At 66.1% G+C, this 25475-nt stretch carries 28 protein-coding genes, 1 tRNA gene and 1 pseudogene; 14 read left to right on the plus strand and 16 right to left on the minus strand.

What is annotated here, in order from left to right; genetic code table 11:
- Positions 1 to 90 precede the first annotated feature (90 nt).
- Both DF286_RS15530 and DF286_RS15535 read left to right on the plus strand, forming a co-directional pair.
- Positions 91 to 807: an MBL fold metallo-hydrolase gene (locus DF286_RS15530; protein WP_341533224.1), complete on the plus strand. Its 717-nt coding sequence runs from the start codon at positions 91 to 93 to the stop codon at positions 805 to 807.
- On the plus strand, positions 717 to 1700 hold the full coding sequence (locus DF286_RS15535) for an MBL fold metallo-hydrolase RNA specificity domain-containing protein (protein ID WP_341533225.1): 984 nt from the start codon (positions 717 to 719) through the stop codon (positions 1698 to 1700). Before DF286_RS15530 ends, DF286_RS15535 begins: the two co-directional genes overlap by 91 nt.
- A gap of 242 nt (positions 1701 to 1942) precedes the next feature.
- Here DF286_RS15535 and DF286_RS01870 read toward each other — a convergent pair.
- Positions 1943 to 2017 (minus strand) — tRNA-Val (locus tag DF286_RS01870).
- A 258-nt stretch (positions 2018 to 2275) separates the two neighbouring features.
- On the opposite strand from DF286_RS01870, the gene katG reads away from it, so the two are divergent.
- Together katG and DF286_RS15035 are read left to right on the plus strand one after the other, a co-directional pair.
- Positions 2276 to 4531, plus strand: a complete 2256-nt coding sequence (katG, locus tag DF286_RS01875) for a catalase/peroxidase HPI (RefSeq protein ID WP_109269892.1) — start codon at positions 2276 to 2278, stop codon at positions 4529 to 4531.
- A 181-nt stretch (positions 4532 to 4712) separates the two neighbouring features.
- Positions 4713 to 4883, plus strand: coding sequence for a hypothetical protein (locus tag DF286_RS15035; protein ID WP_158274594.1), 171 nt, complete (start codon positions 4713 to 4715; stop codon positions 4881 to 4883).
- A gap of 74 nt (positions 4884 to 4957) precedes the next feature.
- Here the strand turns inward: DF286_RS15035 and cpdR are convergent, their stop codons facing one another.
- Positions 4958 to 5335: a cell cycle two-component system response regulator CpdR gene (gene cpdR / locus DF286_RS01885; RefSeq protein ID WP_109269894.1), complete on the minus strand. Its 378-nt coding sequence runs from the start codon at positions 5333 to 5335 to the stop codon at positions 4958 to 4960.
- 155 nt (positions 5336 to 5490) lie between these two features.
- Between cpdR and DF286_RS01890 the strand changes: the two genes are divergently transcribed.
- Positions 5491 to 6351 (plus strand): N-formylglutamate amidohydrolase, encoded by an 861-nt coding sequence (locus DF286_RS01890; RefSeq protein WP_109269895.1) that lies wholly within the window; start codon positions 5491 to 5493, stop codon positions 6349 to 6351.
- A 209-nt stretch (positions 6352 to 6560) separates the two neighbouring features.
- On the opposite strand, the gene DF286_RS01895 is transcribed toward DF286_RS01890, so the two are convergent.
- Complete coding sequence (locus DF286_RS01895; RefSeq protein ID WP_109269896.1) at positions 6561 to 7361, minus strand: SapC family protein; 801 nt, start codon at positions 7359 to 7361, stop codon at positions 6561 to 6563.
- 61 nt (positions 7362 to 7422) lie between these two features.
- Positions 7423 to 8895 (minus strand): FAD-binding oxidoreductase, encoded by a 1473-nt coding sequence (locus DF286_RS01900; RefSeq protein WP_109269897.1) that lies wholly within the window; start codon positions 8893 to 8895, stop codon positions 7423 to 7425.
- A 101-nt stretch (positions 8896 to 8996) separates the two neighbouring features.
- On the opposite strand from DF286_RS01900, the gene DF286_RS01905 reads away from it, so the two are divergent.
- Both DF286_RS01905 and DF286_RS01910 read left to right on the plus strand, forming a co-directional pair.
- On the plus strand, positions 8997 to 9443 hold the full coding sequence (locus DF286_RS01905; RefSeq protein ID WP_109269898.1) for a hypothetical protein: 447 nt from the start codon (positions 8997 to 8999) through the stop codon (positions 9441 to 9443).
- 81 nt (positions 9444 to 9524) lie between these two features.
- Positions 9525 to 10856, plus strand: a complete 1332-nt coding sequence (locus tag DF286_RS01910) for a DEAD/DEAH box helicase (protein WP_109269899.1) — start codon at positions 9525 to 9527, stop codon at positions 10854 to 10856.
- 5 nt (positions 10857 to 10861) lie between these two features.
- On the opposite strand, the gene DF286_RS01915 is transcribed toward DF286_RS01910, so the two are convergent.
- The 4 genes from DF286_RS01915 to DF286_RS01930 all read right to left on the minus strand — a co-directional run bounded on the left by DF286_RS01915 (position 10862) and on the right by DF286_RS01930 (position 14842).
- Entirely contained in the window at positions 10862 to 11260 is a 399-nt protein-coding gene (locus tag DF286_RS01915; protein ID WP_109269900.1) for a GFA family protein, read from the minus strand.
- Positions 11261 to 11335: 75 nt separating this feature from the next.
- Positions 11336 to 13783, minus strand: coding sequence for a PhoX family protein (locus DF286_RS01920; RefSeq protein ID WP_109269901.1), 2448 nt, complete (start codon positions 13781 to 13783; stop codon positions 11336 to 11338).
- 128 nt (positions 13784 to 13911) lie between these two features.
- Entirely contained in the window at positions 13912 to 14412 is a 501-nt protein-coding gene (locus tag DF286_RS01925; RefSeq protein WP_109269902.1) for a GNAT family N-acetyltransferase, read from the minus strand.
- Positions 14413 to 14419: 7 nt separating this feature from the next.
- Positions 14420 to 14842, minus strand: coding sequence for an Lrp/AsnC family transcriptional regulator (locus DF286_RS01930; RefSeq protein WP_109271924.1), 423 nt, complete (start codon positions 14840 to 14842; stop codon positions 14420 to 14422).
- A gap of 103 nt (positions 14843 to 14945) precedes the next feature.
- Between DF286_RS01930 and DF286_RS01935 the strand changes: the two genes are divergently transcribed.
- Positions 14946 to 15515, plus strand: coding sequence for a cysteine hydrolase family protein (locus DF286_RS01935; RefSeq protein ID WP_109269903.1), 570 nt, complete (start codon positions 14946 to 14948; stop codon positions 15513 to 15515).
- On the opposite strand, the gene tgt is transcribed toward DF286_RS01935, so the two are convergent.
- Together tgt and DF286_RS01945 are read right to left on the minus strand one after the other, a co-directional pair.
- Complete coding sequence (gene tgt, locus DF286_RS01940) at positions 15512 to 16645, minus strand: tRNA guanosine(34) transglycosylase Tgt (RefSeq protein ID WP_109269904.1); 1134 nt, start codon at positions 16643 to 16645, stop codon at positions 15512 to 15514. The genes DF286_RS01935 and tgt overlap by 4 nt on opposite strands.
- Positions 16646 to 16754: 109 nt before the next feature.
- Positions 16755 to 17660: a bifunctional helix-turn-helix transcriptional regulator/GNAT family N-acetyltransferase gene (locus tag DF286_RS01945; protein WP_109269905.1), complete on the minus strand. Its 906-nt coding sequence runs from the start codon at positions 17658 to 17660 to the stop codon at positions 16755 to 16757.
- A gap of 128 nt (positions 17661 to 17788) precedes the next feature.
- On the opposite strand from DF286_RS01945, the gene DF286_RS01950 reads away from it, so the two are divergent.
- A complete protein-coding gene (locus DF286_RS01950; RefSeq protein ID WP_109269906.1) occupies positions 17789 to 18325 on the plus strand; it encodes a peroxiredoxin in 537 nt (178 codons plus the stop codon).
- 29 nt (positions 18326 to 18354) lie between these two features.
- Here the strand turns inward: DF286_RS01950 and DF286_RS01955 are convergent, their stop codons facing one another.
- Together DF286_RS01955 and DF286_RS01960 are read right to left on the minus strand one after the other, a co-directional pair.
- Positions 18355 to 19701 (minus strand): Gfo/Idh/MocA family protein, encoded by a 1347-nt coding sequence (locus DF286_RS01955; RefSeq protein WP_109269907.1) that lies wholly within the window; start codon positions 19699 to 19701, stop codon positions 18355 to 18357.
- 126 nt (positions 19702 to 19827) lie between these two features.
- Positions 19828 to 20124: a YciI-like protein gene (locus DF286_RS01960; protein ID WP_109269908.1), complete on the minus strand. Its 297-nt coding sequence runs from the start codon at positions 20122 to 20124 to the stop codon at positions 19828 to 19830.
- A gap of 120 nt (positions 20125 to 20244) precedes the next feature.
- On the opposite strand from DF286_RS01960, the gene DF286_RS01965 reads away from it, so the two are divergent.
- A complete protein-coding gene (locus tag DF286_RS01965; protein ID WP_109269909.1) occupies positions 20245 to 20694 on the plus strand; it encodes a DUF1801 domain-containing protein in 450 nt (149 codons plus the stop codon).
- Positions 20695 to 20704: 10 nt separating this feature from the next.
- Complete coding sequence (locus DF286_RS01970; RefSeq protein WP_207789988.1) at positions 20705 to 21109, plus strand: DUF1801 domain-containing protein; 405 nt, start codon at positions 20705 to 20707, stop codon at positions 21107 to 21109.
- Here the strand turns inward: DF286_RS01970 and DF286_RS01975 are convergent.
- Positions 21106 to 21534 carry a VOC family protein gene (locus DF286_RS01975; protein ID WP_109269911.1) on the minus strand — a complete coding sequence of 143 codons (429 nt, stop codon included), beginning with the start codon at positions 21532 to 21534 and terminating at the stop codon, positions 21106 to 21108. The two genes, DF286_RS01970 and DF286_RS01975, sit on opposite strands and share 4 nt — an antisense overlap.
- A 107-nt stretch (positions 21535 to 21641) precedes the next feature.
- Here DF286_RS01975 and DF286_RS01980 point away from each other — a divergent pair, with 107 nt between their 5' ends.
- Positions 21642 to 21995, plus strand: a complete 354-nt coding sequence (locus DF286_RS01980) for a DUF2200 domain-containing protein (protein ID WP_109269912.1) — start codon at positions 21642 to 21644, stop codon at positions 21993 to 21995.
- A 221-nt stretch (positions 21996 to 22216) separates the two neighbouring features.
- Here the strand turns inward: DF286_RS01980 and DF286_RS01985 are convergent, their stop codons facing one another.
- From DF286_RS01985 to DF286_RS01995, 3 genes and pseudogenes are all read right to left on the minus strand, one after another.
- Positions 22217 to 22789 carry a DUF1993 domain-containing protein gene (locus tag DF286_RS01985; protein ID WP_109269913.1) on the minus strand — a complete coding sequence of 191 codons (573 nt, stop codon included), beginning with the start codon at positions 22787 to 22789 and terminating at the stop codon, positions 22217 to 22219.
- A 223-nt stretch (positions 22790 to 23012) separates the two neighbouring features.
- The gene (locus DF286_RS01990) at positions 23013 to 24215 is read right to left on the minus strand and encodes a DUF3800 domain-containing protein (protein WP_109269914.1); all 1203 of its coding nucleotides are present in this window, start codon (positions 24213 to 24215) and stop codon (positions 23013 to 23015) included.
- 37 nt (positions 24216 to 24252) lie between these two features.
- Positions 24253 to 24573: pseudogene (locus tag DF286_RS01995) on the minus strand (phosphomethylpyrimidine synthase ThiC); the annotation flags it as partial.
- Positions 24574 to 24650: 77 nt separating this feature from the next.
- Here DF286_RS01995 and DF286_RS02000 point away from each other — a divergent pair.
- Entirely contained in the window at positions 24651 to 24956 is a 306-nt protein-coding gene (locus tag DF286_RS02000) for an alkylphosphonate utilization protein (protein WP_109269915.1), read from the plus strand.
- A 141-nt stretch (positions 24957 to 25097) separates the two neighbouring features.
- The gene (locus DF286_RS02005) at positions 25098 to 25475 is read left to right on the plus strand and encodes a hypothetical protein (protein WP_109269916.1); all 378 of its coding nucleotides are present in this window, start codon (positions 25098 to 25100) and stop codon (positions 25473 to 25475) included.

Consider the following 25475-nt stretch of genomic DNA (forward strand, 5'->3'; position numbering starts at 1 on the left):
CTAGCATCGGCCCTGTTCTCCCACCACTCGGGAAAGCTACGGATGCAGACAGAAGAAGCGGCTGGCATGTCGAGAGACCGGAGGAGCATTGTGGATCACCTGCCGACCCTCGCCTTCCATGGCGCCGCGCGTACTGTCACCGGCTCGTGCATGGAGGTGATTTCCGGCCAACGCCGCCTTCTCATCGACTGCGGGCTTTTCCAGGGATCGCGAACGCTCGAGACACTCAATCGTGAACCGTTCCCGTTCGATGCGCGCTCCCTAGACGCCGTCATCCTGACCCACGCTCATATCGATCATTCCGGCCTGCTGCCGAAGCTTGTCCGGGACGGCTACCGGGGGCCTATTTGGTGCACGGGCCCCACCAAGGATCTTTTGGGACACATGCTACCCGATGCGGGCAGGATCCAGGAAAGCGAGGCGGAGCGCCGGAACCGACGCGCCGATCGGGCGGACGAAGAGCCGGTCGAACCGATCTATACGGAAGCGGACGCTCTCGCCGCCTGGCGCCAGTGCCGGAGTGCTCCGCTCGACACATCGTTCGAGCCGGCGCCAGCCCTCAAGGCCCGCCTGTGGAATGCCGGCCACATCCTCGGCTCCGCCTCGGTCGAGCTGGAGGTCGCGGGCACGCGTCTGTTCTTCTCCGGAGACATCGGCCCCGAGCACAAGGCCTTCCACCCGGACCCGGAGGGCCCCTCGGGAATTGACCATGTCGTGTGCGAGAGCACCTATGGCGACCGTTTCGCGACGAGGTCAGCATCGAGGAGCGCCGCTCCATCCTTGAGTCGGAGATCAAGGCGGCCCTGACGCGAGGCGGCAACCTGGTCATTCCGGTCTTCGCGCTCGAGCGAACGCAGGAGCTGCTGCTCGACATCGCGACCCTCATCAACAGCGGTCGCCTCAAGCATAGCCAAGTCTTCATCGACTCGCCGCTGGCCATTCGCGCGACCGAAGTTTTCGCCAAGCACCAGAAGGAGCTGGAGGATCTGGGATCCGGCGAGGTCTTCCGCCGCCCCGGCTTTCATTATGTCGAGGACGCCGCCCACTCGATGCGGCTCAACAGCCTGTCCGGCGCGATCATCATGGCCGCGTCCGGAATGTGTGAGGCGGGGCGCATCCGCCATCATCTGCGCCACAATCTTCCACGCCGTGAATCCACAGTGCTTTTCGTCGGCTTCCAGGCCGCGGGGACGCTCGGCCGCGCCATTCTCGACGGTGCCAGCCGAGTCCGGATTTCCGGCCACGATGTCGCAGTACGGGCGCAGGTGCGCCGGATCGACAGCTACTCCGCCCATGGGGATCGCGACGACATATTGGCCTGGCTTGCCGCCCGGGAACCCATTGCGGGAACGATCTTCCTCACCCATGGCGAAAGCCAGGCGATAGAGACCCTGCGGCGGGAGCTGCAGTCGCGAGGCTCGCCCGCCAGGATCGTGGCACCCGAGATTGGGGAACGCTATGCGCTGCCCGCCGGAGAGGCGGCGAAGCGAACGCAAACCGGCCGGGTCGACCTGCATGAAGCGCTCAGTGACGACTGGCAGAACGACTATGCCCGCTTCGCAGTCAACCTGAAACGCGAGTTGCAGGCCATCGAGGACAAGCGCGCCCGGCGCGAGGCGATCGAGCGCATGCGCGAGGTGCTGGACGGCTTTCGGGCGCATAAGGAGAAGCGCCGATCAAGCCCTGTCCGGCAAGGGTGACGCCCGCTCCCTGCCGGGGCGGGAGCTTGTCCATGATTTAGATAGCGAGCGGCGCGCCATTTTCCCCGGAGACACCGGTTCCTCCGGCTCGCTGGGGTTTCGGCAATCGATTGAGACTAGCTGTTCCGTGTCCGTTCGGATCCGCGAAAACTGCTTCACCGGATTTCACCGGACTTTGCGGAAAGCCGCCACGTCCGGCAAAACAAAAGCCCCTGAAATCCGAAGATTTCTGGGGCTTTGAATGGTGGGCGTGGCAAGGATTGAACTTGCGACCCCTGCGATGTCAACACAGTGCTCTACCACTGAGCTACACGCCCACTGCGGGCGGCATGTAGCGACGCCTTCGCCGCGGTGCAAGCCCGCTTGATGCGTTGTCCATAAGTCTGTTTGCACGCGCCGGACCAGGGATTGGCCGGCCGGCTCCCGCTGCCCGTCTATCGGGTGCGGCAGGCGAAGATCAGGACGCGGCGGCTGATCGATTTTCCAGTTCTCCCTGACGAACTTAACTCGTTTCCGTCGCCGCCGCGGGAGGCTTAATTTTTCCTCAAAAACATCGACGAGGAGAGGATCAGGAAATGGATGCAAAGACGAGCAGCCCGATAAGCGATCCGTCGAAGGAACCGATCGCATTGAGGTCCCTGCTGGGACGAACCAATCGCGACTGGTGGCCAAACCAGCTTTCGCTGGATATCCTCCATCAGAACGGCGCCGGCTCGCCGAACCCGATGGGCGAAGCCTTCAACTATGCCGAGGCATTCAAGTCGCTCGACTATGATGCGGTCAAGCGCGACCTCCAGGCGCTTATGACCGAGAGCCAGCCCTGGTGGCCGGCGGACTATGGCCATTACGGCCCCTTCTTCATCCGCATGGCCTGGCACAGCGCCGGCACCTACCGCATCGGCGACGGCCGCGGCGGCGCCTCCTCCGGCGGGCAAAGGTTCGCCCCGCTCAACAGTTGGCCGGACAATGCCAATCTCGACAAGGCGCGCCGCCTGCTTTGGCCGATCAAGCAGAAATATGGGCGGAAACTGAGCTGGGCCGATCTGATGATCATGGCCGGCAACGTCGCCATCGAATCGATGGGCGGGCCGATCTTCGGCTTCGGCGGCGGCCGCGAGGACGTCTGGGAACCGCTGAAGGACATCTATTGGGGCACCGAGGAATATTGGGTCGGCCATGAAGGTAACGAGACCCGCATCCAGCCGGAAAAGCAGATGGCGCTGGAGGAGCCGCTCGCCGCGATCCAGATGGGCCTCATCTACGTCAACCCGGAGGGGCCGGGCGGCAATCCCGATCCGCTGCAGTCGGCCCGCGACATCCGCGAGACCTTCGCTCGGATGGCTATGAACGACGAGGAGACGCTCGCCCTGACGGCCGGCGGCCACACCTTCGGCAAGTGCCACGGTGCGGGTGACGCCAACAAGGTCGGCGCCGAACCGGAGGGGGCCGACATCGCCCAGCAGGGCCTCGGCTGGACCTGCACCCACGGCTGCGGCATGGCCGACGACACGATCACCAGCGGCCTCGAAGGTGCCTGGACGCCCACGCCCACCCGCTGGGACATGAGCTTTTTCCACATGCTCCTCGATTATGACTATGAGTTGGTGAAGAGCCCGGCCGGCGCCTGGCAATGGCAGCCCAGGGACGCCGCCCCGGATGACTTGGCGCCGGGGGCGCACAGCCCAGACCGGCGCGTGCCGACGATGATGACGACCGCCGACATGGCGTTCAAGATGGACCCGGAATACCGGAAGATCGCGGAGCGCTTCCGCGACAACCCGGAAGCGTTCGCCGATGCCTTCGCCCGCGCCTGGTTCAAGCTCACCCACCGCGACATGGGGCCGAAGGTCCGCTACCTCGGCCCGGAAGTGCCGGACGAGGACCTCATCTGGCAGGACCCGGTCCCGCCCGTCGATCACCCGCTCGTCGAGCAAGCGGACATCGCCGAGCTCAAGCGGAGGATATTGGACTCGGGCCTGACGGTTTCCGAACTGGTGCAGACGGCCTGGGCCTCGGCCGCGACCTTCCGCGGCTCGGACAAGAGAGGCGGCGCCAACGGCGCGCGCATCCGTCTCGCCCCGCAGAAGGACTGGGACGTCAACCAGCCCGAGCAGCTCGCCCGCGTTATCGGCGTCTTGGAAGGCATCAAGGCGGACTTCGACCGATCGGCCGATGGCGGCAAGATGGTGAGCCTCGCCGACCTCATCGTGCTCGGCGGCTCGGCGGCGATCGAAAAGGCCGCCCGGGCAGCGGGGCGCGACGTCGAGGTGCCTTTCGCACCGGGACGCACGGATGCCACGGCCGAGCAGACCGATGCAGAGAGTTTCAAGCCACTGGAACCGAAGGTGGACGGCTTCCGCAACTATCTCCAGGTCCGGTTCACCGTCCCGACCGAGGAACTGATAGTGGATCGTGCCCAGCTTCTCGGCCTCAGCGCGCCGGAGATGACCGTGCTCGTCGGCGGCCTCAGGGTTCTCGGCGCCAATCATGGCGGCTCAGAGCATGGCGTCCTCACCGACCGGCCGGGCCAGCTCACCCGGGACTTCTTCGTGAACCTGCTCGATATGGGAACGGCCTGGAAGAATGTGGACGAGAGCGGCGACGAGGTCTTCGTCGGCACCTGCCGGCGGACGGACGAGCCGAAATGGACGGCGACGCGCACCGATCTCGTCTTCGGCTCCAATTCGCAGCTGAGGGCGCTTTCGGAAGTCTATGCGGCCGAAGACGCGGAGGAGACGTTCGTGGACGACTTCATCAAGGCCTGGTGCAAGGTCATGAACGCCGACCGCTTCGACCTGGCTCCGATGGCGCGGCAACCCGCCATGAGCTAATATGCGCCCGTCGCGCCGCTTCGGCGCCGCGACGCCCGATCGCGTCGCGGGAGAGGAATGACCGATGCGCCGGTGCGAAGTCGATCGACTGGATCCGACCCGGACCTACTGGGTGCCGGCGGTCGTTTCCCCTGCCCCCAACTGGGCGGGTGCCCCGGGCTGCCGGAGAGGCGCGCGCTTCATGGTGGATACCAAATCCCTACGGGTCAGCCGTGACGAGTTCAGCCCTTTTGACAGCCGGCTGAGCTGCCTCAATTGGATCATGCTCCACCGCCCGAACCTCAACCGGACGCTGCCCGGGGCCAGGATCCAGGCGGTCGCCCTCGACCGGTGGCTCCTGGGCCTGGACTGAATGCGTGCGCGGGCCGCGCGAAGGCGGGCTGCGGTTGAACTGTCTATGGAATGGCGTCGAACGGAGGCGAGACGCTACAGCCGCCCGTGCTGGTCTTCTGTCTGGAACAGGCGGTCCACCTCGGCGACGAGATCCTTGAGGTGGAAGGGCTTGGAGAGGACCTTGGCCGTCGGCGCCGTGCTGCCGGCCTTCAGGGCCACGGCGGCGAAGCCGGTGATGAACATGACACGCATGTCGGGGGCGATGATCGCGGCGCGCTGGGCGAGCTCGATGCCGTCCATCTCGGGCATGACGATGTCGGTGAGAAGCAGGTCGAAGCTTTCCGCCTCCAGCAGCGGCAGCGCGGCAGTGCCACGGTCGACCGCCTTGACCTCATAGCCGACCTTCTCGAGCGCCCGCGCCAGATAGAGGCGCATCGACTCGTCGTCTTCGGCCAGAAGAATCCTGATCATCCGTGTTCCGCAGCTCGCTGGCGGCGCGCGCCATTGCCGCCGCATCTTTCGATTATGCCCGAAGGCCTTAAGATTTTCCAGCCATCGCGAGGGTCTATCCTGCCGACGTTCGGCGATTGCGCCGCGCCGGGACACTGCTACCATGAGCGGTTGTCATGGCCGAGTCCCCCAACGAGCCACCGTTCCTGCGCGTCGGCCCCGGCATCCTTGCCTCACCGGTGGTGCTTTCGGTGCCCCATGCCGGGCGGGCCTATTCCCCGGACCTAATCCGCGCCTCCCGCCTTCCCGTCGACAGATTGGAGACGCTCGAGGACCGGCTGGTCGACCGCCTGATCTGGCGGGCGGTGGCCGAGGGTTCGACGGCGCTGGTCGCGCAGGTACCGCGCGCCGAGATCGACCTCAATCGCGACGAACGGGAAGTGGACGCCGCGATGGTGTCGCCGCCGCCGCGTGCCCTTCTCGCCACCGCACGGACGCGGGGCGGCCTTGGCCTTGTCCCGTCGCGGATCAGCGGGGCGGGCGCGATCTGGCTGGGGCGCATGACCGGAGCCGAGCTGACGCGGCGCATCGACACGGTGCACCGCCCCTATCATGAGGCGCTCGCGCAGCTTCTGGAGGATGCCCGCGACCGCTTCGGCGTCGCCATCCTGCTCGATTGCCATTCGATGCCGCCGCGGGACCGCACGAGAGGCAGTGCCGAGCTGGTGTTCGGCGACCGACACGGCGCCAGCATCGCGCTCGATTTGCTCGAGGCGGCGATCGCCGCGGCCGAAGCGGAAGGGTTCAGCGCGGTCCGCAACGCCCCTTATGCGGGCGGATACATCACTGCCCGTCATGGCCGGCCGGACCGGGGCATCCATGCTCTGCAGCTGGAAATCGACCGGTCGACCTATTTGGGGGCCGATCTACGCTCCCCAGGCCCCGGTTTCGAGCGGACGGCGCGGATGATCGCGGCCGTCGCCGCCGCGCTTTCGGCGCGGGCGCAAGAGGCGCCGCAAAGCATCGCTGCCGAATAAAAAAGCCACCTCGCCGGGGGAGGCGAGGTGGCCAAGGTTCAGGGAGGAACGCCCAGATTGGGCGCTAACACGCCGCGGCAAAGGGGGGATACCGCGACGCATCTTTCCAGAGATAGGAAGGGGTTAGCAGCTTTCAAGAGCGTCCGTCGCCGCGCGACGAACGGACGCTCTGATGCGGTGGCGAACGCCCCGCGATCCGCCTGAAAGGATCAGGCGTTCGCCGGTGCAGGCGCGAGTGTGCCTTCGGGGACCTGCGGGCCCTTGCCCTGCTGAACCTGCCGCGCGAAGATTTCGCGCAGGAGAGGCAGCGAGAAAAGATGGGCCATGACGAGGGGCAGCAGCCCGCTCTGATTCATCCGGCGCAGCTCGTCGCCGCGCAGGTCGCGGACCTTCTCCTCCGAGACCATTTGGAAGCCCCGGTAGATGAAGGGCGTCGCTTGGCCGGTGCTCGACGAGATCGAAACCTCGCCGTCGATCAGCAGGCCTTCCTTCTTGATGTCGGCGACGAAGGCATTGGTGCGATGCGCCGAGGTCTCGAAATCCTCGCAGAATTTGAGGATCGCATTGGTCGTCGCGGTCGGCTTGCCGTCCTCGAACAGCGCGTTGCCCTCCTCGGCTTCGCGGACGAGACCGCTCTCGCCGTCGAAGCAGAGCGACAGCTCGTCCGAATCCGGGCGAGTGCGGGCCAGCATGAACGGGTAGCGGCGGATATAGGCCGGCACATAGACATCGTTGAGCAGCTTGCCCTGCTCGTCGACGAACACATTAACCCCTTCGTTCAATCCCATCAGCGCCAGGGGCACCGGATTCTCGCCCGTGGAGAAGACGATCGGATAATAGCGCTGGCAGGCCACGAACTCGTCGACGGTGATCGGGATGGCGTGCGCGTTGGCGAGGAACGGCGCGCTGTCGGCGGTGTGGGTCTTGAATGTCGCATGCAGGTTGCTCGAAAGCGGCTCGAGCTGCTTGTAGAAGAGCGGCAATTGGTTCGTCGGCGCGGCGCTCGCCATAGCGGGTCTCCGAGAGAGATGATGAAAGCAGCCGCTTCAGGCCGCCAGTGTCCGCCACCGTCTATTGGCGATGGGGCGATTGCGCAAGGCTTGCTTGAGCCCGCGCAATGGGCGGGACGAGCTTTCCGGGATTCATTATGCCCTTGGGATCAAGCGCCTTCTTGATCGCGCGCATGGCGGCGAGCCGGGTCGGGTCTCCGAGCCGCGCGAGCTCGGCCAGGCGCATCTGGCCAATGCCATGCTCGGCGGAGATCGAGCCGCCGGCGGCGGTGACCAGATCGTGGACGAACGCCGTGACCGCCGAACCCTCGCCGACAGCCCAGGCCTGGTCGGCGCCTTCAGGCGCACGCACGTTGAAATGGACGTTGCCGTCACCGAGGTGCCCGAAGGCGATGACCCGGGTACCGGGAAAGCGTTGCTCCACCGCCGCCGTTGCCTCGATCATGAAGGCGGGCATGGCCGAAACCTCGACCGAAACGTCGTGCTTGGCGGCCGGGCCGTCCTTCTTCTCCGCTTCCGAGATGCTGTCGCGAATGCGCCACAGGGCCTCCGCCTGGGCTTCGTTTTGAGCGATAATCGCATCCTCGATCACGCCGATCTCCAGCGCCGCGCCGAGCGCCCGTCCGAGCTCCTTCTCGGGACTTGGAGCGACCATCGGTGCCACCGCTTCGATCAGCACATGCCAGCCATGGCTGCCTCCCAGCGGAGCACGCGTTCCGGCAACATGGCGGAGGACCAGATCGAGGGCCTGCCGCGGCACCAGCTCGAAGCTTTCGACGGCATCGCCCACCGCATTGTCGAGCAGGCGGAGCAGCGCCAGCGCCTTGTCGGGCGATTCCAGCCCGCACCAGGCGACGGAACGCGAGCCCACCGCCGGCACCAGCTTCAGGCTGGCGGCGGTGACGATTCCGAGTGTTCCTTCGGCGCCGATCAGCAGCTGGCGAAGGTCGTAGCCCCGATTGTCCTTCTTGAGCGGCGCGAGGCTGTCGAAGATCGAGCCGTCCGGCAACACCGCCTCTATGCCCTCGACGAGCGCGCGCATAGTGCCGAAGCGCAGCACCTGCGTGCCGCCGGCATTCGTCGAAACAAGCCCTCCGATAGTGGCCGAGCCCTTGGCGCCGAGCGACAAGGGAAAACGGCGCCCGACCGCCGCCGCCGCCTCGTGCAGGTCCGCGAGTATGACGCCGGCTTCGGCGACCGCCACATTGGCCTCGGCGGAGATGGACCTCAGCCGGTTCATCCGCCGGGTCGAAAGAAGCAGGGCATCGCCGGCCTCGCTCGGCGTCGCGCCGCCCGCCATCGACGTATTGCCGCCCTGCGGGACAAGCGGGACGCCCTCGGCCGCGCAGAGGCGGACGATGTCGGACACTTGCTGTGTCGTGGCCGGCGAGAGCATGGCGGCGGCCGCGCCCTGATAGCGGCCGCGCCAATCCTGCAGCCAAGGGGCGAGGTCGGAAGGATCGGCGGTAAAGCCCTTCAGCCCCAGTCGATCCTTCAATTCTGTCAGCAGCGATTGCGAGGGAGGATTGGACATGACGGTCCGCCACGATAGTGAAGGAGCTTTGGGGGGGCGAGCAGAATTAATCGCATGTTCAAGCGCAGGAGGGGATGGCCGGCAGCAATGGAGCCCCTGCAGTGATCGACCTCGGCACCGCGGCGCTGCTGCTGCTGCACGTGGCCGGCGGCCATGCCGCCGGCGCGCAGGAACCGATTCGCTTTGCCCAGCTGTCCATCCGCCGGCAGATCATCGTCCGCGTCCCCGTGCGCGTCCGAGACGAAGCCCCGGATCCGCCCGACGTGGAGTGGCATGAAAGCCGCGGTCCCGACTGCGTGTCCGCCAAGTCCATCGCCGGCGCCGCGCTGCTCGGCCAGAGCAGCGTCGACCTGCTGTTGCGCGACAGCAGCCGGGTCCGGGCGAAGCTTGAAAACGCCTGCCCGGCGCTGGACTATTATTACGGCTTTTACATCAACCCCCATCCCGACGGTCGGATCTGCGCCGACCGTGACGTGATCCGGTCGCGCATGGGCGGCCAGTGCGAGATCGAGAGCTTCAAGCGACTCCGTCCGGCGCCGCGGGACTGACGTTCGCTTGACATTTGCCCGCCGCTTCGCACAAGCCGCACCCTACGCAGCTTCCAACTAAGCGCCATTTCCGGAACCCGCATGACTTTCGCCGATCTCGGCCTTTCAGACGAATTGCTACGCGCCGTCAGCGAAGCGGGCTATGACGAGCCGACTCCGATCCAGCGCGGCGCCATCCCGTCCGTGCTGATGGGGAAAGACATCATCGGCATCGCTCAGACCGGCACGGGCAAGACGGCGAGCTTCGTCCTGCCGATGATCGACATCCTGGCCCAGGGCCGCAGCCGCGCGCGCATGCCGCGCTCGCTGATCCTGGAGCCGACCCGCGAGCTCGCCGCCCAGGTCGCCGAGAATTTCGAAAAGTACGGCAAGCACCACAAGCTTTCGATGGCGCTCCTGATCGGTGGGGTCTCCATGGGCGACCAGGTGAAAGCGCTGGAAAAGGGCGTCGACGTGCTGATCGCGACGCCGGGGCGGCTCATGGACCTGTTCCAGCGCGGCAACATCCTTTTGACCGGCTGCGACCTCCTCGTCATCGACGAGGCGGACCGCATGCTCGACATGGGTTTCATTCCCGACATCGAGGATATCTGCACCAAGCTGCCCGCCAAGCGGCAGACCCTGCTCTTCTCGGCGACCATGCCGGCGCCGATCAAGAAGCTGGCCGACAAGTTCCTCACCCACCCGAAGACCATCGAGGTCGCCCGCCCGGCCACGGCCAATGCCTCGATCGACCAGCGGCTGGTGCGCGTCGATCCCCGCAGGAAGAAGGAGGCGCTGGTCGAGCTGCTCCGCGGCGAGGACGTCAAGACCGCGATCATCTTCTGCAATCGCAAGTCGATGGTGCGCGAGCTCACCACCAGCCTCAAGCGCCGGCGCTTCGCCGCCGGACCAATCCACGGCGACATGGAGCAGGCGGAGCGGATCAAGGAGCTCGACCGGTTCAAGGCGGGCGAGATCAACATCCTCGTCGCGTCCGACGTCGCCGCGCGCGGGCTCGACATCAAGGACGTCAGCCACGTCTTCAACTTCGACGTGCCGTGGCAGCCCGACGATTATGTCCACCGCATCGGCCGCACCGGCCGCGCCGGCAAGACTGGGGTGGCCATCACCCTCGCCACCAAGGAAGATGGCGACGCGATCGCCTCGATCGAGAAGCTGATCGGCGCGCCCATTCCCCCGATTGAGGGCGCGCGTGAACCGGCCGAGGCGACCGAACCGGCCGAAGATAAGCCCGCCCGCAAGCCGCGCGCCAAGAAAGCGGCCGAGCCCAGGGGTCGGCCCGAAGAGCGCAAGCCGAAGCGCGAGTCCGAAGCTCGCGACACGGCCCGGCGCGACAAGGAACCGGAACCGGCCGACGAGGGCTGGAATGGCCCGGTGCCGAGCTTCCTCGCCCAGGGCCTCGGAGGCTGAACGCCCTATTCCTGCCGGATCGGCGGATCGGTCTCGATCCGCAGCCACGGATGCCGCCGCTCGTCGTAGACTGACACCGTCGGCTCGGGAAAGGACGGATCGGCGAAGGCGCCAACCGGAATGCTCACCATGCCTGGCCGCCGCTCGATCTCATAATGGACGTTGGAGCCGCACCGCGGGCAGAAATGAAACCGCCCCCAAAAACCTTCCTCGGAGGTGCGGGTGAAGACGGCGCTCTCCCCGTCGATACGAACCTGATCCTCGCGGAACGTCGCGTTGAAGGCGAAGGGAGCGCCGGTCCGCCGCTGGCAATCCAGGCAATGGCAGACCGAGCGGCGAACCGGCTCTCCGGTGCAGGTCGCGCTCAGGGCGCCGCAGGCGCATCGTGCTACTCGGGTCGTCATCGTCTCGCCTCCACTTCCGCCGGGCGCCGATCTAAGCAGGATTCGGACGCGGACGAAAGTGGAGGCGGAGCATAGCTACAGGCCGACGACTCCGTCGTCGTCCTTGGTAATGACGATCGTCGCCGAGCGCGGGCGAGAGGTGGCACCGCTGTCGGTCTGGGTGGCCGGCCAGTGGCCGTTTCCGTCGTCGCCCGGATGCTGGATGTTGACGAACAGCGCGCGGCCGTCGGGCGTCGAATCGATGCCGGTGATCTCACAGCCTTTCGGCCCGACCAGGAAGCGGCGCAGATTGGTCCCGGGCGCCGCGCCGACGATCGTCGACTGCGCGGCCATGGCCCCGTCGGCGCCGACATTGGTGATGGTGACCGGCCCGCCATCGCCTAGCCTGCCCGGCTGGGCGGCCAGCATCATGCAGTTGGAGACGTCGGTATAGGCGCCGTCGTCGGTCTGGATCCACAGCAGCGGATTGACCTTTCCCGCGGCGTTGGTCGCGCGCGAGAACCAGAGGCCGTCCGGGCTGGAGAAGTCGTTGCTGGCGTCCAGCGCCGAAAGGTTGACGTTGCCGGAGTCGAGATCGGCCCCCGCGCCGAAGGCGTAGACGTCCCAGGCGAAGCGCGTCGCCTCCCCGCTGTCGTTCGCTTCCTTGAGACGCAGGATGTGGCCGTTGGGATTGCCCCGCTGGTCCTCGCCGTCGGTTGTCGGATCATTATAGTGGCGTGGATTGGCGGCGTCCGTGCCGTTCAGCGGACGCCCCGACGCGCTGTTGTTCGTGAGGGTGAAGTAGATTTCGCCGGTGACCGGGTTGGTCGCGCTCCATTCCGGCCGGTCCATCCGCGTGGCGCCGAGGGCGTCGGCGGCGAGACGGGCGTGGATGAGCACGTCCGCCTGATCCCGGAAGGGATAGGACGCATTGCCCGGCGTGAGCGGTCCCCGGCCGAAGATCAACGGAAGCCAATCGCCCGTGCCGTCGGCGTTGAACCGCGCCACATAGAGCGTCCCCCGGTCGAGATATTTGTCGCCGATGGCGAGCCGGTCGTCCGCCCGGGCATCCCCCGCCGACCAGGCCGCCGCCGAGACGAACTTGTAGATATATTCGCCGCGGCCGTCGTCGCCCATGTAGAAGGCCGGGCGGGCGCCGTCGCTGAACAGGCCCGGCCAGCAGCCTTCATGGCCGAGGCGGCCGAGCGCGGTGCGCTTCCGGGGCGCTTTCGAGGGATCGTAGGGATCGATCTCGACGACCCAGCCGAACTGGTTGGGCTCGTTGCGAAAATCCCCGGTCGCATCGGCCGCCTCCGGATCGGCCGTGGCGTTCCAGCGGGAATAGGCGGTGCTGCTCCGGTCGGCGGGCTGGACGGTCGTCCAGGCGAAATTGCCGCCGTTCCCCGCCCTGACGCCGTAGCGGCCGAGCGCGGTCGCTTCCGCCGGAGTCCGGGCTGCATCGTCGCCCTCGTCGCGCCGGAAGTAGAAGGCCCAATTCTCCTCGCAGGTGAGGTTCGTGCCCCAGGGCGTGTAGCCGTTGGCGCAATTGTTGATCGTGCCGCGGCCGCGCGTGCCGTCGGGCGAGAAGCGCGTGCGCATCTGATCGCTGCCGGCGGCCGGCCCCCTGAGCTCGGTTTCGGTGAGCGGGGTGACGCGGCGGTTGAGCGCCGAGCCCTGGACATAGCTCCAGCCGCCGGCGGCGTCGCGGGTCACCTCGACGACGCTGACGCCATGGGCCTCCATCTCCTTCAGCGCCTCCGATTCCGGACGGGGCGCCGGGGTCGGGCCGTTCGGATGCAGGAAATCCTGAGTGATGTTCTCATGGTTCATGACCAGGAGCCCGCGATTGCTGTTCGCATCGTCCCGGTCCCCGCTCGCGGAGAGACCGTAATAGAAAAGCGCGTCGTGATGGTCGCCGGCACGGTCGTCGAAGCCGCTGTCGCCGCCATTATTGGCATAGGCCGGAACACCGCCCTTGATGGGATCGCCCAGCCGGTAAAGGACGGTGACGCTATAGCCGGCCGGGACGATCACCTTGTCCTCAAGGCTCTTCGATACCGCGTCGAAACCGAGGCGCGCGGGAGTGACCGTGACGGTGCTTTCGTCCGAGACCTCGCGGCCTCGCGCGTCAGCGGCGCTGAAGCGGAAGACCAGCGGCGTCGATTCCTCCACGCTCGGCGCGATGAAGCTGGCGGTGGCCGAATCGGCGTTGGTCAGCGTCACTTTCGGGCCGGAAACCTGCTCCCATTCCGCCGAATCCGGATCGCCGTCGGTCGTGCCGCTCAGGACGACCACTCGTCCGGCGCTGGTCTGCGCGTCCTCGCCGGCATCGACGGTGACGTCGCTGTTGCCGTTGCCGTCGTCGCAAGCGGCCAGCAGCCCAGTCGAAACGGTCGCCATGGTCAGCGCCGCGACGCCCCCGAACAGGGTCTGGCGCCGCGAATAGCGTTCGCCGACGATGCTGGCGAAGGTCGGATTGCCGGAGCGGTTGGTGTCGACGTCTCCGTCCGAATAGCCGACCGGGAAAAGGTTTGAACTGTCCATTAGAAAGCCCCTGTTCGTGCATGACTGCGGGGGCTTGATGGAGGAACGCCGTGTCAGGCCGCGGGCGCTTCCGGGACTCGACGAATGCCGGAATGTGACAGTTGAATGGCGGTGCCGGCCGGCACCGCTCAGCGCGGCGCCCGCCTCATGATCGCATGGGGTATGACATGGTCCGTCACCGCGTCGGCGTCCACTTCGAATCCGAACTTGCGATAGAAGCGGATGGCCCGCTCGTTGTGGCGGATGACATTGAGCCAGAGGGGCCGCTTCGCCCCTAGCCAATCGATCCCAGCCTCCATCAGCGCGGCCGAAACGGGCGTGCCGTGGAAATCGGGATGCACCATCATCCAGTCGAGCTCGCGATTGTCCGGCGCATGAACGGTGGCGATCACATAGCCGGCGAAGGCGCCATCGACGAAGGCGGCGACGAAATGCTGATGCGCGTTCGATGCCGCGGCCAGGCAGGTCGGCGCGCTGATGGCGACGATGCGGCGGTTGGAAGCGATCTGCGCTTCGGTGAGGTTGTCGCGATAGAAGGTGGCGCGAGTGGCCGCCTCGGTAAGGCGGGTGACGGCGTCGGCGCCGCTCCGCTCGGCCGCTTCGCGGTCGATGAGCATTTCGATCTTCATCTTTTCCTCAGCCGAGATGACGTTCCAGGACGATGTGCGTTGAGACTTCGCCCACGCCGGGAACCGCGGCGATTGCGGCGCGCGCGTCCTCTATGGCGGCGACATTGTCGCCGTCAACTCGGAGAATCAGATCGACGGCGCCGCCGACCGAATGGATGGTGGCGATGGCGGGAATGCGCTTCAGCTTCGGCACGATGTCGGCGCAGCGCCGGCCGGGTTCGAGGCGCAGCATCAGCCAGGCACTCTCGCGCGCTCCGACGGCGCTGCCCTCGACCAGGGTGAAGCCGGCGATGGCGCCGGACGCCTGCAACTTGGCCAGACGCTCCTGCGTGGCGGTCCGCGACAGGCCGAGGTCGCGCGCAAGGGCGACGATCGGACGCCGGGCATCGCGCTTGAGGAGAGTGAGCAGCAGCCTGTCCTTATCGTCCATCTTCCCGCCTTCCCCGACCGGCATTCTGCCGGCGCTTCCGTCTTATTGCCTAATGAAAGCGGCAGAAAGGGTCGGCAAGGATGGCGTCGAAAGGAGACCGCTCATGACACTCGACCTCGGCCGGGCTGTGCTGCTGCCCATCGACATTCAGCGAGGCTTCGACGATCCGCGCTGGCCCAAAAGATGGAACCCGGATTTCGAAGCCAATGCGCTCGCCCTCATCGCCGACTGGCGCGCCTCGGGCAGGCCGGTCATCCATGTCCGCCACGATTCGGTGCAGCCGGGCTCTCCCTTCACGCCCGGCCAGCCCGGCAACGACTTCCGCCCCGGCTTCGAGCCTCTTGCCGGTGAGCCGGTCGTCTCGAAAAGCGTCAATTCCGCCTTCATCGGCACCGACCTGGACCTGAGGCTGCGCCGGCTTGGCGCCGAGACGGTGGTGGCGTTCGGCATCTCGACCGACATGTGCGTCTCGACCACCATCCGCACCGGCGCCAATCTCGGGTGGAAGATGGTGTTGGTCGCCGACGCCTCCGACTGTTTCGATCTGCCGGACGGTCAGGGCGGGATCATTCCCGGCCGCGCGATCCACGACGCCCACGTCGCGACCCTCGCCTACGAGTTCTGCGATGTCGTCAGGACGGCCGAACTGCTGCCGCTGGCGAACGCCGCCTAGCCGCGGAGATAGCGAGCCCTGAAATCGTCGGCGAAGGCGCGGAGGCGGCCCTCTGCGATGGCGGCGCGCAGGTCCGCCATCAGCGCCTGGTAGAAGTTGAGATTGTGCTCGGTCATCAGCATCGCGCCCAATATCTCGCCCGAGCGGATCAGATGGTGGAGGTAGGCGCGGCTCCACTGGCCGCAGACGGGGCAGTGGCAGTCGGGATCCAGCGGCTCCGGGTCCTCCGCATGCTTGGCGTTCTTGATGTTGATCGGCCCGTCGCGCGTGAACGCCTGACCGGTGCGTCCGGAGCGGGTCGGGAGCACGCAGTCGAACATGTCGATGCCGCGCTCGACCGCGCCGACGATGTCGTCAGGCTTGCCGACGCCCATCAGATAGCGGGGCCGATCGGCGGGAAGCATGCCCACGGCGAAATCGAGCACGCGGAACATTTCATCCTGCCCCTCGCCTACCGCCAGGCCGCCCACCGCATAGCCGTCGAAGCCTATGTCGGTCAGCCGATCGGCGGAGATGCGGCGCAGATCCTCGTGCATCGAACCCTGTTGGATCCCGAACAGGGCCGAGACCGAGGCATGATCCTGGCCGGCATCGAAGCCGTCGCGCGAACGCCTGGCCCAGCGCATCGAGCGTTCCATCGACAGCGCCGCCTCGTCGCGGGTGGCGGGAAAGGGCGTGCACTCGTCGAACGCCATGACGATGTCGGAGCCCAGTAGCCGCTGTATCTCCATCGAACGCTCCGGCGTCAGCATATGGGCCGAGCCGTCGAGATGGCTTTTGAAGCTCACCCCCTCCTCGCTCATCTTCCGGAGGTCCGAGAGGCTCATCACCTGATAGCCGCCGCTGTCGGTGAGGATCGGCCGTTCCCAGCCCATGAAGGCGTGCAGCCCGCCCAGCCGCGCCACCCGCTCGGCGCCCGGACGGAGCATCAGATGGTAGGTGTTGCCAAGGATGATGTCCGCCCCGGACGCACGCACATCCTGGGGCTTCATCGCCTTGACGGTGGCCGCCGTGCCGACGGGCATGAAGGCGGGCGTGCGGATGTCGCCCCGCTTCATGGCAATCACACCGGTGCGTCCGGCGCCATCGGTAGCGGAGATGGAGAAGGAAAAACGCGGACGATCGGACATGCCGCCCCCTAGCCGCTGGTGCCGAGCGAAGTCGAGGGGCGTATATGATGAGTCCGTGCCAGCGCCCCCTCGTCTTCGCTCGGGACGAACGAGGTTTGGATATCAAAGGCTAGAGAGCCATCTCCCAGATTTCGCCTTCCTCCGGCCTGCCGAAGACATGGTGGGTTTCGGTCTTCACGATCGTCATGCCCGCGGCGGCATAGATGCGGCGGGCGCTGAGGAGCACGCTGTGGGTCCAGAGCTGCATCTTCGCGTAGCCGGCGGCGCGGGCGAAGGCGATGCATTCGGCGACCAGCGCCTGTCCAATGCCGAGACCGCGCGCCCAAGGCTCGACATAGAGGAGGCGAAGCTTGGCGATGTTATCGCCGCCATCGACCAGCAGCACTGAGCCTGCCATCGCGCCCGCCCGCTCGGCCACCCAGCATTGCTCGAGCCCCGGCTGAAAATCGCGGAGGAAAGCGGACGTGATCTCGCCCTGCAGTATCTCCATCGGCCTGCCCCAGCCCCAGCCTTCGGCATAGAGGATCGATTGGCGGGCGGCGATCAACCCCATGTCGCCGGGCCGGAAGGTGCGCAGCGTCCAATCCGCGCCTTCGCCGCCGCCGAGCAGCGCTTGCGCCGTCTCCAGCGCCTTGACCAGCGTCTCCCGGTCGGTGGTACCGAGCGGCGCCAACCGCGTCTCCACCTCCGCCCGCGTCCGCCGATCGAGCGCGCCGAACGCCGCCCGACCCGCCGGCGTGATGGCGATCGGCCGCCGACGCGCATCCTTGCCTCGTCCGCGACTGATCCAGCCCCGCGCCTGGAGGCGGCGCAGCAGACGGCTGACATAGCCCGCATCCAGCCCGAGCTCCGCCTGCAGCTCCGAGGCGGTAAGAGCTTCCCGATGCGCGATCTCGTAAAGCAGCCGCGCCTCGGCGAGTGACAGGTCGCTCCGCATATAATGAGCGTCGAGCGCGCCCACGAAACGCGTGTGGAAGCGGTTGAACGCGCGGAGGGCGGTCACGGCATCGCTCATGGTACCAATTGCTAGTGCATTGTTGACGGAGTCAACTAAATTCAACATTCCTGGCGCCGTGGAGTTGACGCTGGTGGCGCCGCCGCGCTGCGGCTAAAGTCCGCGCGCCTTTCATGGGAGATTGCCCGATGCGCCTCGCCGCCCTTGCCTCCACCCTGGCCCTCGCCCTTGCCGCCGTCCCTGCCGCCGCCGCGCTGCCGGTGGGCGCGGAAGCGCCGGATTTCACGACTCGCGGCGCGCTGGCGGGAAACCCGTTCCGGCTGCACCTCGAGGAGCAGCTGAAGCAGGGGCCGGTGGTGCTCTATTTCTTCCCCAAGGCCTTCACCGAGGGCTGCACCCTGGAGGCCCACGCCTTTTCGGAGGCCGCCGACGAGTTTCGGGCGGCGGGCGCGCGGGTGATAGGGCTGTCGGCGGACGATTATGAGACGCTCGCCAAATTCTCGGTCGAGGCGTGCCGCAACGCCTTCCCGGTCGCCACCGCCAGCCCGGCGACGATCAAGGCCTATGACGTCGCCCTGGCGCAGAAGCCGGAGCTTTCCGACCGCACCTCCTACGTCATCGCCCCCGACGGGCGGATCGTCTACGTCCACAGCGCGATGGACTGGCGCGACCATGTGAAGAACACGCTGGCCGCCGTGCAGGCGTGGAAGGCCAAGCAGCGCTGAGCGGACGCGAGCCGCCGCGCGCGCCCTCTCTAATAGCGATCGTTCAGCGCAAAGATCGGTTTCCGCTCCCGCCATGCGCCGTCGGTGAAATCGGGGAAATCGAGCGTGCGGTTGCCGTTGGCGATCGATTGTTCGGACAGCGGCGTGATGGCGCTCCAGGCCACCGCATCATAGATGTCGATCGGCATCGGATCGCCGGCCTTCAGCGCCTCGATGAAGGCGTGGATGACGAAGAAGTCCATGCCGCCATGCCCCGCGCCCTCCGCCTGGGCGCCGTGGCGCCGCCAGAGCGGATGGTCGTATCGGTCGAGCCAGGGCTGCGCCGGCTCCCATTGGTGCGGCTCGCTCTTGCCCTCGATGTAGATGGAATCGTTGACGTCCATCCATAGTCCTTCCGTCCCCTGCACCCGGAAGCCGAGCGAATAGGGACGCGGCAGCGACGTATCGAGGGTGAGCAGGATCGTCTCGCCATCGGCGCAGGCGATCTGCGTCTGGACGATGTCGCCGAGCGCGAATTGGACCTTGGCGTTCGGGTGGCTCGGCCCCGCCTGGTCGACGATGTAATCGTGCAGACCGCGCGCCTTGCTGGCGTAGCTGGTGAGGCGGGTGAAGCGGTTGCCGCGATGGATGTTGGCCTGCATCGCGCAGGGACCGATGCCGTGGCTGGGGTAGAGATCGCCGTTGCGGGCGACGCCGTGATCGGTCCGCCAGCGCGCCTCCGACCAGCCCTTCTCGCCGAACTCGACGCCGCCGCCATAGGCCTTGCCGGGCTCGCCCGAGTTGAACTTCACGGCGCGAAGGTCGTGCTGATAGCCGCCCTCCAGATGGACGATTTCGCCGAACAGCCCCTGCCGCGCCATGTTCAGCACCGCGAGCACGTCGCGGCGGTAGCAGACATTTTCGAGCAGCATGTAGGGCGTGCCGGTGGCGAGCTGGGTGCGCAGCACGTTCCAATGATCGTCGAGGGTGATGCCGGCGACGACCTCGCAGCCGACCGCGACCTTGGCCTTCATCGCCTCGATCGCCATCGGCGCGTGCCATTCCCAGGGCGTGGCGACGATGACGCCGTCGAGCCGCGCCTGGGCCAGCATCTCCCGCCAGGCCTGGTCGCTGCCGGTGAAGACCTCAGGCGCCGGCTTCCCGGCCTCGGCGACCTGCTTCAGCGCGCGGTCGAGCATGAACTTTTCGACATCGCACAGCGCCGCCACCTCGACATCGTCGCGGCGGGCCAGCTCCTTCAGCAGCACCTGGCCGCGCATGCCCGTGCCGATGACGCCCAGACGAAGGCGGCTCGCCGGCCGCGCCCGGACCATCGCCGGTAAGGAAGCGGCGGCGGTGAAGGCGGCGGCGGTGGACAGGAACTGACGACGATTCATGCAGGACGGCTCCCCTGATGTGGGGCGTCCCAGCCACGGCCCCGATGAGAAGCCGCCTTCCTGCACCGGCACCGAGGCCGGGTGCAAGACGGGGCAATTGCGGTCAGCCGGCCGCCGGCTCTCGGGCTAGGGTCGGACGGGGGTTGATGCGCCCTTTCCGACCACGGTGGTCCAGGGCAGGACGCGCCAGGCCCGGACGATGCCCTCGCGAACATAAGGGTCCGCCGCGGCGAAGGCGGCGGCTGCGTCGGGATTGGTGAAGATCAGCATGGCGGACTCGACGGGATCGCCGACGGCGCCGCCGAGGAGCAGGTCGCCCTTGTCCGCGGCTTCCCACGCAAGAGCCAGATGCGCATCGCGAAAGGCAGGGCGGCGATCGAGATAGTCGGCGGCGAGATCGTAGCTGAGGAGATAGTGGGGCATGGAGGCGACCTGTTTCACGCGGTGGAGGGATTGTCGAGAGCGACCATTCGCGTCGACGTGGCTTTTCGATAACTCAAGGCCGCGTCATTGTCAGTGCGCCTATAGAAAGGAGTGAACGCGATGGCCGACAAGAGCTCCAACACTCCCGCGAAGGCGGCCAAGCCGGTCCTCCTTTCGGGCGGGAACCCGCAGATCCCGAAAGGCCATGGCGAGGCTCCCGTGCAGGCCTATATCGAGGCGATGCCGGGGTGGAAGCAGGAGGTCGGCCGCCGCCTGGACGCGCTGATCGAGCGCGCCGTCCCTGGCGTGCAAAAGGGCGTGAAGTGGAACTCGCCCCTCTACGGCGCGCCGGATGCCCCGCCGGACCATTGGTTCGTCAGCTTTCATTGCTTCGACCGCTATGTGAAGGTGACCTTCTTCCAAGGCGCGTCGCTGCGGCCGGCGCCGCCCGAGACGTCCAAATATCCGGACATTCGCTATTTCCACATCCATGAGGACGACGCGCTCGACGAGACGCAGTTCGCCGACTGGGTGAAGCAGGCCAGTCAATTGCCGAATGAGAAGATGTGAGGAAAGAACGATGAGCGACGAGAACCCTTCCCAGCTGATCGATGCGAAGATCGAGGGGCTGGGCGACTGGCGGGGCGAGGTGCTGCGCCGTGTGCGGGGGCTGATCCGGGAGGCGGACCCGGAGGTGGTCGAGGCGGTGAAGTGGCGCAAGCCCTCCAATCCGGCGGGGGTGCCGGTGTGGGAGCATGGAGGCATCCTCTGCACCGGCGAGACCTACAAGGACAAGGTGAAGCTGACCTTCGCCAGGGGCGCTTCGCTCGACGACCCCGCGGGCCTGTTCAACGCCAGCCTCGACGCCGGCACGCGGCGGGCGATCGACATCCGCGAGGGCGATGCGATCGACGGCGAGGCGCTGAAGGCGCTCGTCCGGGCGGCGGTGGCGGCCAATGCGTCCCACCCTCCCCGCTCCCGCTAGAAGCTGATCTTCACCGAGGGCGCGCTGCGCGTGGCCTCGCCATGGTGGACCGCCTCGATATTATTGCCGTCGGGATCGAGCAGGAAGGCGGCGTAATAACCGGGATGATAGGTCCGCTCGCCCGGTGCGCCATTGTCGGTGCCGCCGGCGGCGAGGCCGGCGCGGTGGAAGGCGTCGACGGTGGCGCGGTCCCTGGCCTGGAAGGCGAGATGGTGGCGGCCGGTGAGCTTTCCCATCGCCTCCGGGCTGTCGGCCGAGGAGACGAACAATTCGTCGTACCAGAAATGGGCCTCCGCGCCGCCGCCGAGCGGGATTTCGAGCACGTCCATCACCGCCTCGTAGAAGCGGCGGCTGGCGCGCAGATCGGCGACGACGAGCTGGATATGATCGATCAGGCGGCCGCGGTGCAGCTCCATGCTTTCCATCAGCGTCTCCCGTTTTTCGGCCCCGCCCTGCGAGCGGGCGCTCCACTGGCGCCCTTCCCGAAATGGCGTAGGATTGTCCAACCGCAATCGACGGAGGCTGCACAAAAGTGGCCAAGCACCGCATCTACACGACGAGCGTCGCGAGCGTTTACCCGCATTATGTCGCCAAGGCCGAGAAGAAGGGGCGGACGAAGGCGGAGGTGGATGAGATCATCGGCTGGCTGACCGGTTATTCTCGGCAAGCGCTGCAGGCGCGGCTCGACGCGGGCACGGACTTCGAGACCTTCTTCGCCGAGGCGCCCGCGATGAACCCGGCGCGCTCCGCGATCACCGGCACGGTGTGCGGCGTGCGGGTCGAGGCGGTCGAGGAGCCGGTGATGCGGGAGATACGCTATCTCGACAAGCTGATCGACGAGCTGGCCAAGGGCAAGGCGATGGAGAAGATCCTGCGGGCGGGGTGACGGGGTCACCCTAATTTTTCCGCGAATGGTCACCAAAGGTCGCACTGGCCATGGGGCTTGCCGGACGGGCCTGAACGCGCCGCGGCGACGGAGGAGCGGACGATGAAAAGAGCCGGGACAAGGAAAACGCCTTCCGATTCGCCAGCCTGACAGGCGAAATCCTATTTGTATCCAACAATCCAAGCGACCGCGTTCAAGGGCCGTCGGCGCCGGCTAACAGGTCAGGCTTCGGCCGGAGGCGGGCCGGGTTCGCGCAGATAGGCGAACATGTGCGGCACGTAATCGGCCTTGCCGATCTCGATCCCTTCCTTCCGCAGGATCGCGTAGGCGGCCATCAGGTGGAAGTAGAATTGGCCGAGCGCCCAGTCGCGCGCGAATTGCTCCCGCGTGAGATCGAAGGTGAGGCCCATCGGCAGGGTGAGCGCGAGCGGGTCCCCGGCGGGCGCCTGATCGAGCGCGTCCGGGGCGAGGCCGCCCAGAAAGGCGAACGCCTCGTCGATGCGGGCGCGGGCGGCGGCCAGGGTGCCGGGCCGGTCGCCGGCACCCCGGCCCTCGTCGAGCAGCGCGTCGAGCCCCTCCAGCGGCCGGCCCATCAGGCGCAGCGGCGCCTCCTGCGCCTGGACGCAGGCGAAGCGGATCTGGGTGGCCAGCGGGAACATGTCCGGCGCGAGCCGCGCCCGCAGCAAGACTTCGGCGCCGTCGGCCCCACGCTGCGCCTCCGCCTTGTCGAGCAGCCCGCCCAGGCCGCGGAGCATGTTGCGGTAGGTGGGGACGAGGAGTTCGGTCAGGTTCACATTGTATCTTTCGGGTCGTATTGCTCGGCCTCGTTAGCGGTCGAAGAGTCTCAGGGTCTACCGCGACCGGACACAGAATTCGATCGAGGACTTCACCCGATACAAGGCAGACCCTGAGAATTTTAAAGCCCAAGCGGTCGCTGGCAAGTATGCTGAACCGAACAAACCGAAGAAGAAAAAGGCCGCAACTGACACATCGAGCCCTTGTCAGGCTCCGGTGAGCTCAACGGCTGGCGGCGGGGCCCCGCTCAGTCCCCTGCGACAATGCCTGCCGTTCAAAGGGCATGAGGCCATCACGATCATAAGCTGCGATATTATCCAACCGGATCGCCTCGTATCGCTCCTGCAGCTCCCTTGCGCGTTCAAGTTGCTCTTCGGTAACTTCCGCATTGAGCATAGGCCCGAACTGCTCCTGCATTGCCCGACTGACGCCTTCAAACGAGAAGTCGCTCTGCATTCCTCGCCTCATGGCAAAGTTAAGAAGCCTTGCGCAGCGATAGGGAATGTCTCGGCCGGCCAGAAACTGCTTGAATATCCACAGGATGCAATCAGCTACCTGAATGCCGGGACTGCTATCAGAGGCAGAAACCTCAAAATCCGAATTGTGGACCTTTCGTAAGACCCGCGTTTCACCAGGCAAGTGGATTGGGTCTGGCAGAGCATTCGCAACCATTTTATGCCACTCGGCAAGCGTGCTCTCAAACTGAGATTGTCGGTCATGCCGGATTCGGCGAACAGGGCGTTTCCACTTCTTCGACAGATCCTCAAGCCCATCAAGCAAATTGGTGAACGCGACCATATTGGGCATATGGCCATTCTTAGCCTGCCTGCCCGCTTGATGAAAATCGAGGCCCTCCGGATGCGCCTTTGACCATTCCAGGGCGTCGGTGATGACCTGTCGCGAGCGCTTGTCTGGAAGGAGGTCAACTCTGTCTATTATCGCTTGGCATATTTCCGGAATTAAGGCGCGCGCCCGCACCTCCGACCGTTCCATGAGCATAGACCAGAACAGCTTCGCGACATGCTCATCCAGGAGAAAGGCCACCTTGAACGCCAGAATCAGCCTCAAGGGCCGAATGTTATAAGTCTGCCAAGGGACTGCCGGGTTCTCGCCGCTATCGAAAAACGTATCGAAGATCTTAGTCGCAAGGAGATACCGCTTCTCCACGCGCGAAATAAAAAACCGAGCATCCGCCTTCTTCAATAACTTCAACAAGTCGTCTGCGACCTCTTCAAGAGGCCCAAAGCCAAGCTCGGATGCATGGAGCGCTGGTACCCCTATCCGGCGGCAAATCCGATCATATTCACGCTTATACGCTAAGTCGAAATCCGTCTTCGTGATAAGTGCCGCAGTAAGAAATAGGGGTTGAGCGTCATCGAAAAGGTTCGCTCCCGTGTTCCCGGTCTCGTCGATGTAGGCATACATGCTAAGTGTCTCTCAATTTAGCGTAGTCATAGCAATCTCAGTCATGCTCGCGGCCGCCCGCGCCGACATATATCTCGCTCCCAACCTCCCCAAACCTCTCGCTCATCGCCGCCATCCCGGCCTCAGCCTCCTCGGCCGCTATGAACGTGTCCGCACTCGCATTTTGATTCGCCGCGAAGTCTCTTACCTCTTGCGTGATTTTCATTCTGCAGAACTTCGGCCCGCACATGGAGCAGAAGTGGGCGGTCTTGGCTCCCTCGGCGGGAAGGGTCTGGTCGTGATACTGTTCGGCGGTGTCGGGGACGAGGCTTAGGTTGAACTGGTCGCGCAAGCGGAATTCGGAGCGGGCGCGGCTTAGGCAGGGTCGCACCCCGCCATCCCGACTGGCCAAACAGCTCCACGCCTGTGTATGCGGCCCCTCACAGGAGACCCGACATGCCCGGCAGTGACGACTATGTGTTCGACGAGGAGAGCGGCGAGTGGATGCCGGCGTCCGAGCTGGCGGCGAAGCGGGCGGCCGAGGGGGCGGTCGAGGTGCGCGACGCGGTTGGGAATCTGCTGGCCGACGGCGACCAGGTGACCTTGATCAAGGACCTTGAGGTCAAGGGCGCGGGCCGGACGCTGAAGCAGGGCACGCTGATCAAGTCGATCCGGCTGACGGGCGATCCCCAGGAGATCGACTGCAAATATGAGGGGATCAAGGGGCTGGTGCTGCGCGCGGAGTTCGTGCGCAAGCGCTAAGGGACCCTCGGCCTTCCTCCCCGAGCCGGGCCAGATCGCGCGGGCGAACGCCGCTGGCCTTCGCGAGCGCGACTGGGGGCGATTGGGATCGGGTTGCCTGTGTCGGCAAGGCGATGCATCTTCGAGCGAGGGGAGGCCGGGATGATCGAATTGCTTTTGCCGCTTGGGGTGCTGTTCATCCTCTACCTGTATCTGCGCGCCGTTGTGGAACTCATCCGTCACTGGATTTCGAACCGGACGATCCGCGAAGCCATCAACAAGCAGCCGGAGGCCGTGGGCCCGCTTATCGAGAAGCTGGGAATGGAGTCGACCCGCTGGACACCGAGGATCGTGGGCTGGATGATCGTGGCGGGGAGTCTCGCGCTGCCGCTCATCGGTTTGCTGGAATGGGCGACTGGTTTCGACCCGAACCTGTTGCTGGCGCTGGCGGCGCTTGCGGTGGGGCTTACGCTGGTGGCGCTCGGAAGAAGGCGGGCTCGCCTCGTGCTTCAGGAAAGCCGAGGCGAGCCTGGCTCCTAG

The organism is Sphingosinicella humi, from assembly GCF_003129465.1.
Classification (GTDB): domain Bacteria; phylum Pseudomonadota; class Alphaproteobacteria; order Sphingomonadales; family Sphingomonadaceae; genus Allosphingosinicella; species Allosphingosinicella humi.

Excerpts from the sequence above, each read along its gene's own strand:
- katG (WP_109269892.1), top strand. The coding sequence starts at position 2,276 with ATGGATGCAAAGACGAGCAGCCCGATAAGCGATCCGTCGAAGGAACCG.
- DF286_RS15035 (WP_158274594.1), top strand. The coding sequence starts at position 4,713 with ATGGTGGATACCAAATCCCTACGGGTCAGCCGTGACGAGTTCAGCCCT.
- cpdR (WP_109269894.1), bottom strand. The coding sequence starts at position 5,335 with ATGATCAGGATTCTTCTGGCCGAAGACGACGAGTCGATGCGCCTCTAT.
- DF286_RS01890 (WP_109269895.1), top strand. The coding sequence starts at position 5,491 with ATGGCCGAGTCCCCCAACGAGCCACCGTTCCTGCGCGTCGGCCCCGGC.
- DF286_RS01895 (WP_109269896.1), bottom strand. The coding sequence starts at position 7,361 with ATGGCGAGCGCCGCGCCGACGAACCAATTGCCGCTCTTCTACAAGCAG.
- DF286_RS01900 (WP_109269897.1), bottom strand. The coding sequence starts at position 8,895 with ATGTCCAATCCTCCCTCGCAATCGCTGCTGACAGAATTGAAGGATCGA.
- DF286_RS01910 (WP_109269899.1), top strand. The coding sequence starts at position 9,525 with ATGACTTTCGCCGATCTCGGCCTTTCAGACGAATTGCTACGCGCCGTC.
- DF286_RS01915 (WP_109269900.1), bottom strand. The coding sequence starts at position 11,260 with ATGACGACCCGAGTAGCACGATGCGCCTGCGGCGCCCTGAGCGCGACC.
- DF286_RS01920 (WP_109269901.1), bottom strand. The coding sequence starts at position 13,783 with ATGGACAGTTCAAACCTTTTCCCGGTCGGCTATTCGGACGGAGACGTC.
- DF286_RS01925 (WP_109269902.1), bottom strand. The coding sequence starts at position 14,412 with ATGAAGATCGAAATGCTCATCGACCGCGAAGCGGCCGAGCGGAGCGGC.
- DF286_RS01930 (WP_109271924.1), bottom strand. The coding sequence starts at position 14,842 with ATGGACGATAAGGACAGGCTGCTGCTCACTCTCCTCAAGCGCGATGCC.
- DF286_RS01935 (WP_109269903.1), top strand. The coding sequence starts at position 14,946 with ATGACACTCGACCTCGGCCGGGCTGTGCTGCTGCCCATCGACATTCAG.
- tgt (WP_109269904.1), bottom strand. The coding sequence starts at position 16,645 with ATGTCCGATCGTCCGCGTTTTTCCTTCTCCATCTCCGCTACCGATGGC.
- DF286_RS01945 (WP_109269905.1), bottom strand. The coding sequence starts at position 17,660 with ATGAGCGATGCCGTGACCGCCCTCCGCGCGTTCAACCGCTTCCACACG.
- DF286_RS01950 (WP_109269906.1), top strand. The coding sequence starts at position 17,789 with ATGCGCCTCGCCGCCCTTGCCTCCACCCTGGCCCTCGCCCTTGCCGCC.
- DF286_RS01955 (WP_109269907.1), bottom strand. The coding sequence starts at position 19,701 with ATGAATCGTCGTCAGTTCCTGTCCACCGCCGCCGCCTTCACCGCCGCC.
- DF286_RS01960 (WP_109269908.1), bottom strand. The coding sequence starts at position 20,124 with ATGCCCCACTATCTCCTCAGCTACGATCTCGCCGCCGACTATCTCGAT.
- DF286_RS01965 (WP_109269909.1), top strand. The coding sequence starts at position 20,245 with ATGGCCGACAAGAGCTCCAACACTCCCGCGAAGGCGGCCAAGCCGGTC.
- DF286_RS01970 (WP_207789988.1), top strand. The coding sequence starts at position 20,705 with ATGAGCGACGAGAACCCTTCCCAGCTGATCGATGCGAAGATCGAGGGG.
- DF286_RS01975 (WP_109269911.1), bottom strand. The coding sequence starts at position 21,534 with ATGGAAAGCATGGAGCTGCACCGCGGCCGCCTGATCGATCATATCCAG.
- DF286_RS01990 (WP_109269914.1), bottom strand. The coding sequence starts at position 24,215 with ATGTATGCCTACATCGACGAGACCGGGAACACGGGAGCGAACCTTTTC.
- DF286_RS02000 (WP_109269915.1), top strand. The coding sequence starts at position 24,651 with ATGCCCGGCAGTGACGACTATGTGTTCGACGAGGAGAGCGGCGAGTGG.
- DF286_RS02005 (WP_109269916.1), top strand. The coding sequence starts at position 25,098 with ATGATCGAATTGCTTTTGCCGCTTGGGGTGCTGTTCATCCTCTACCTG.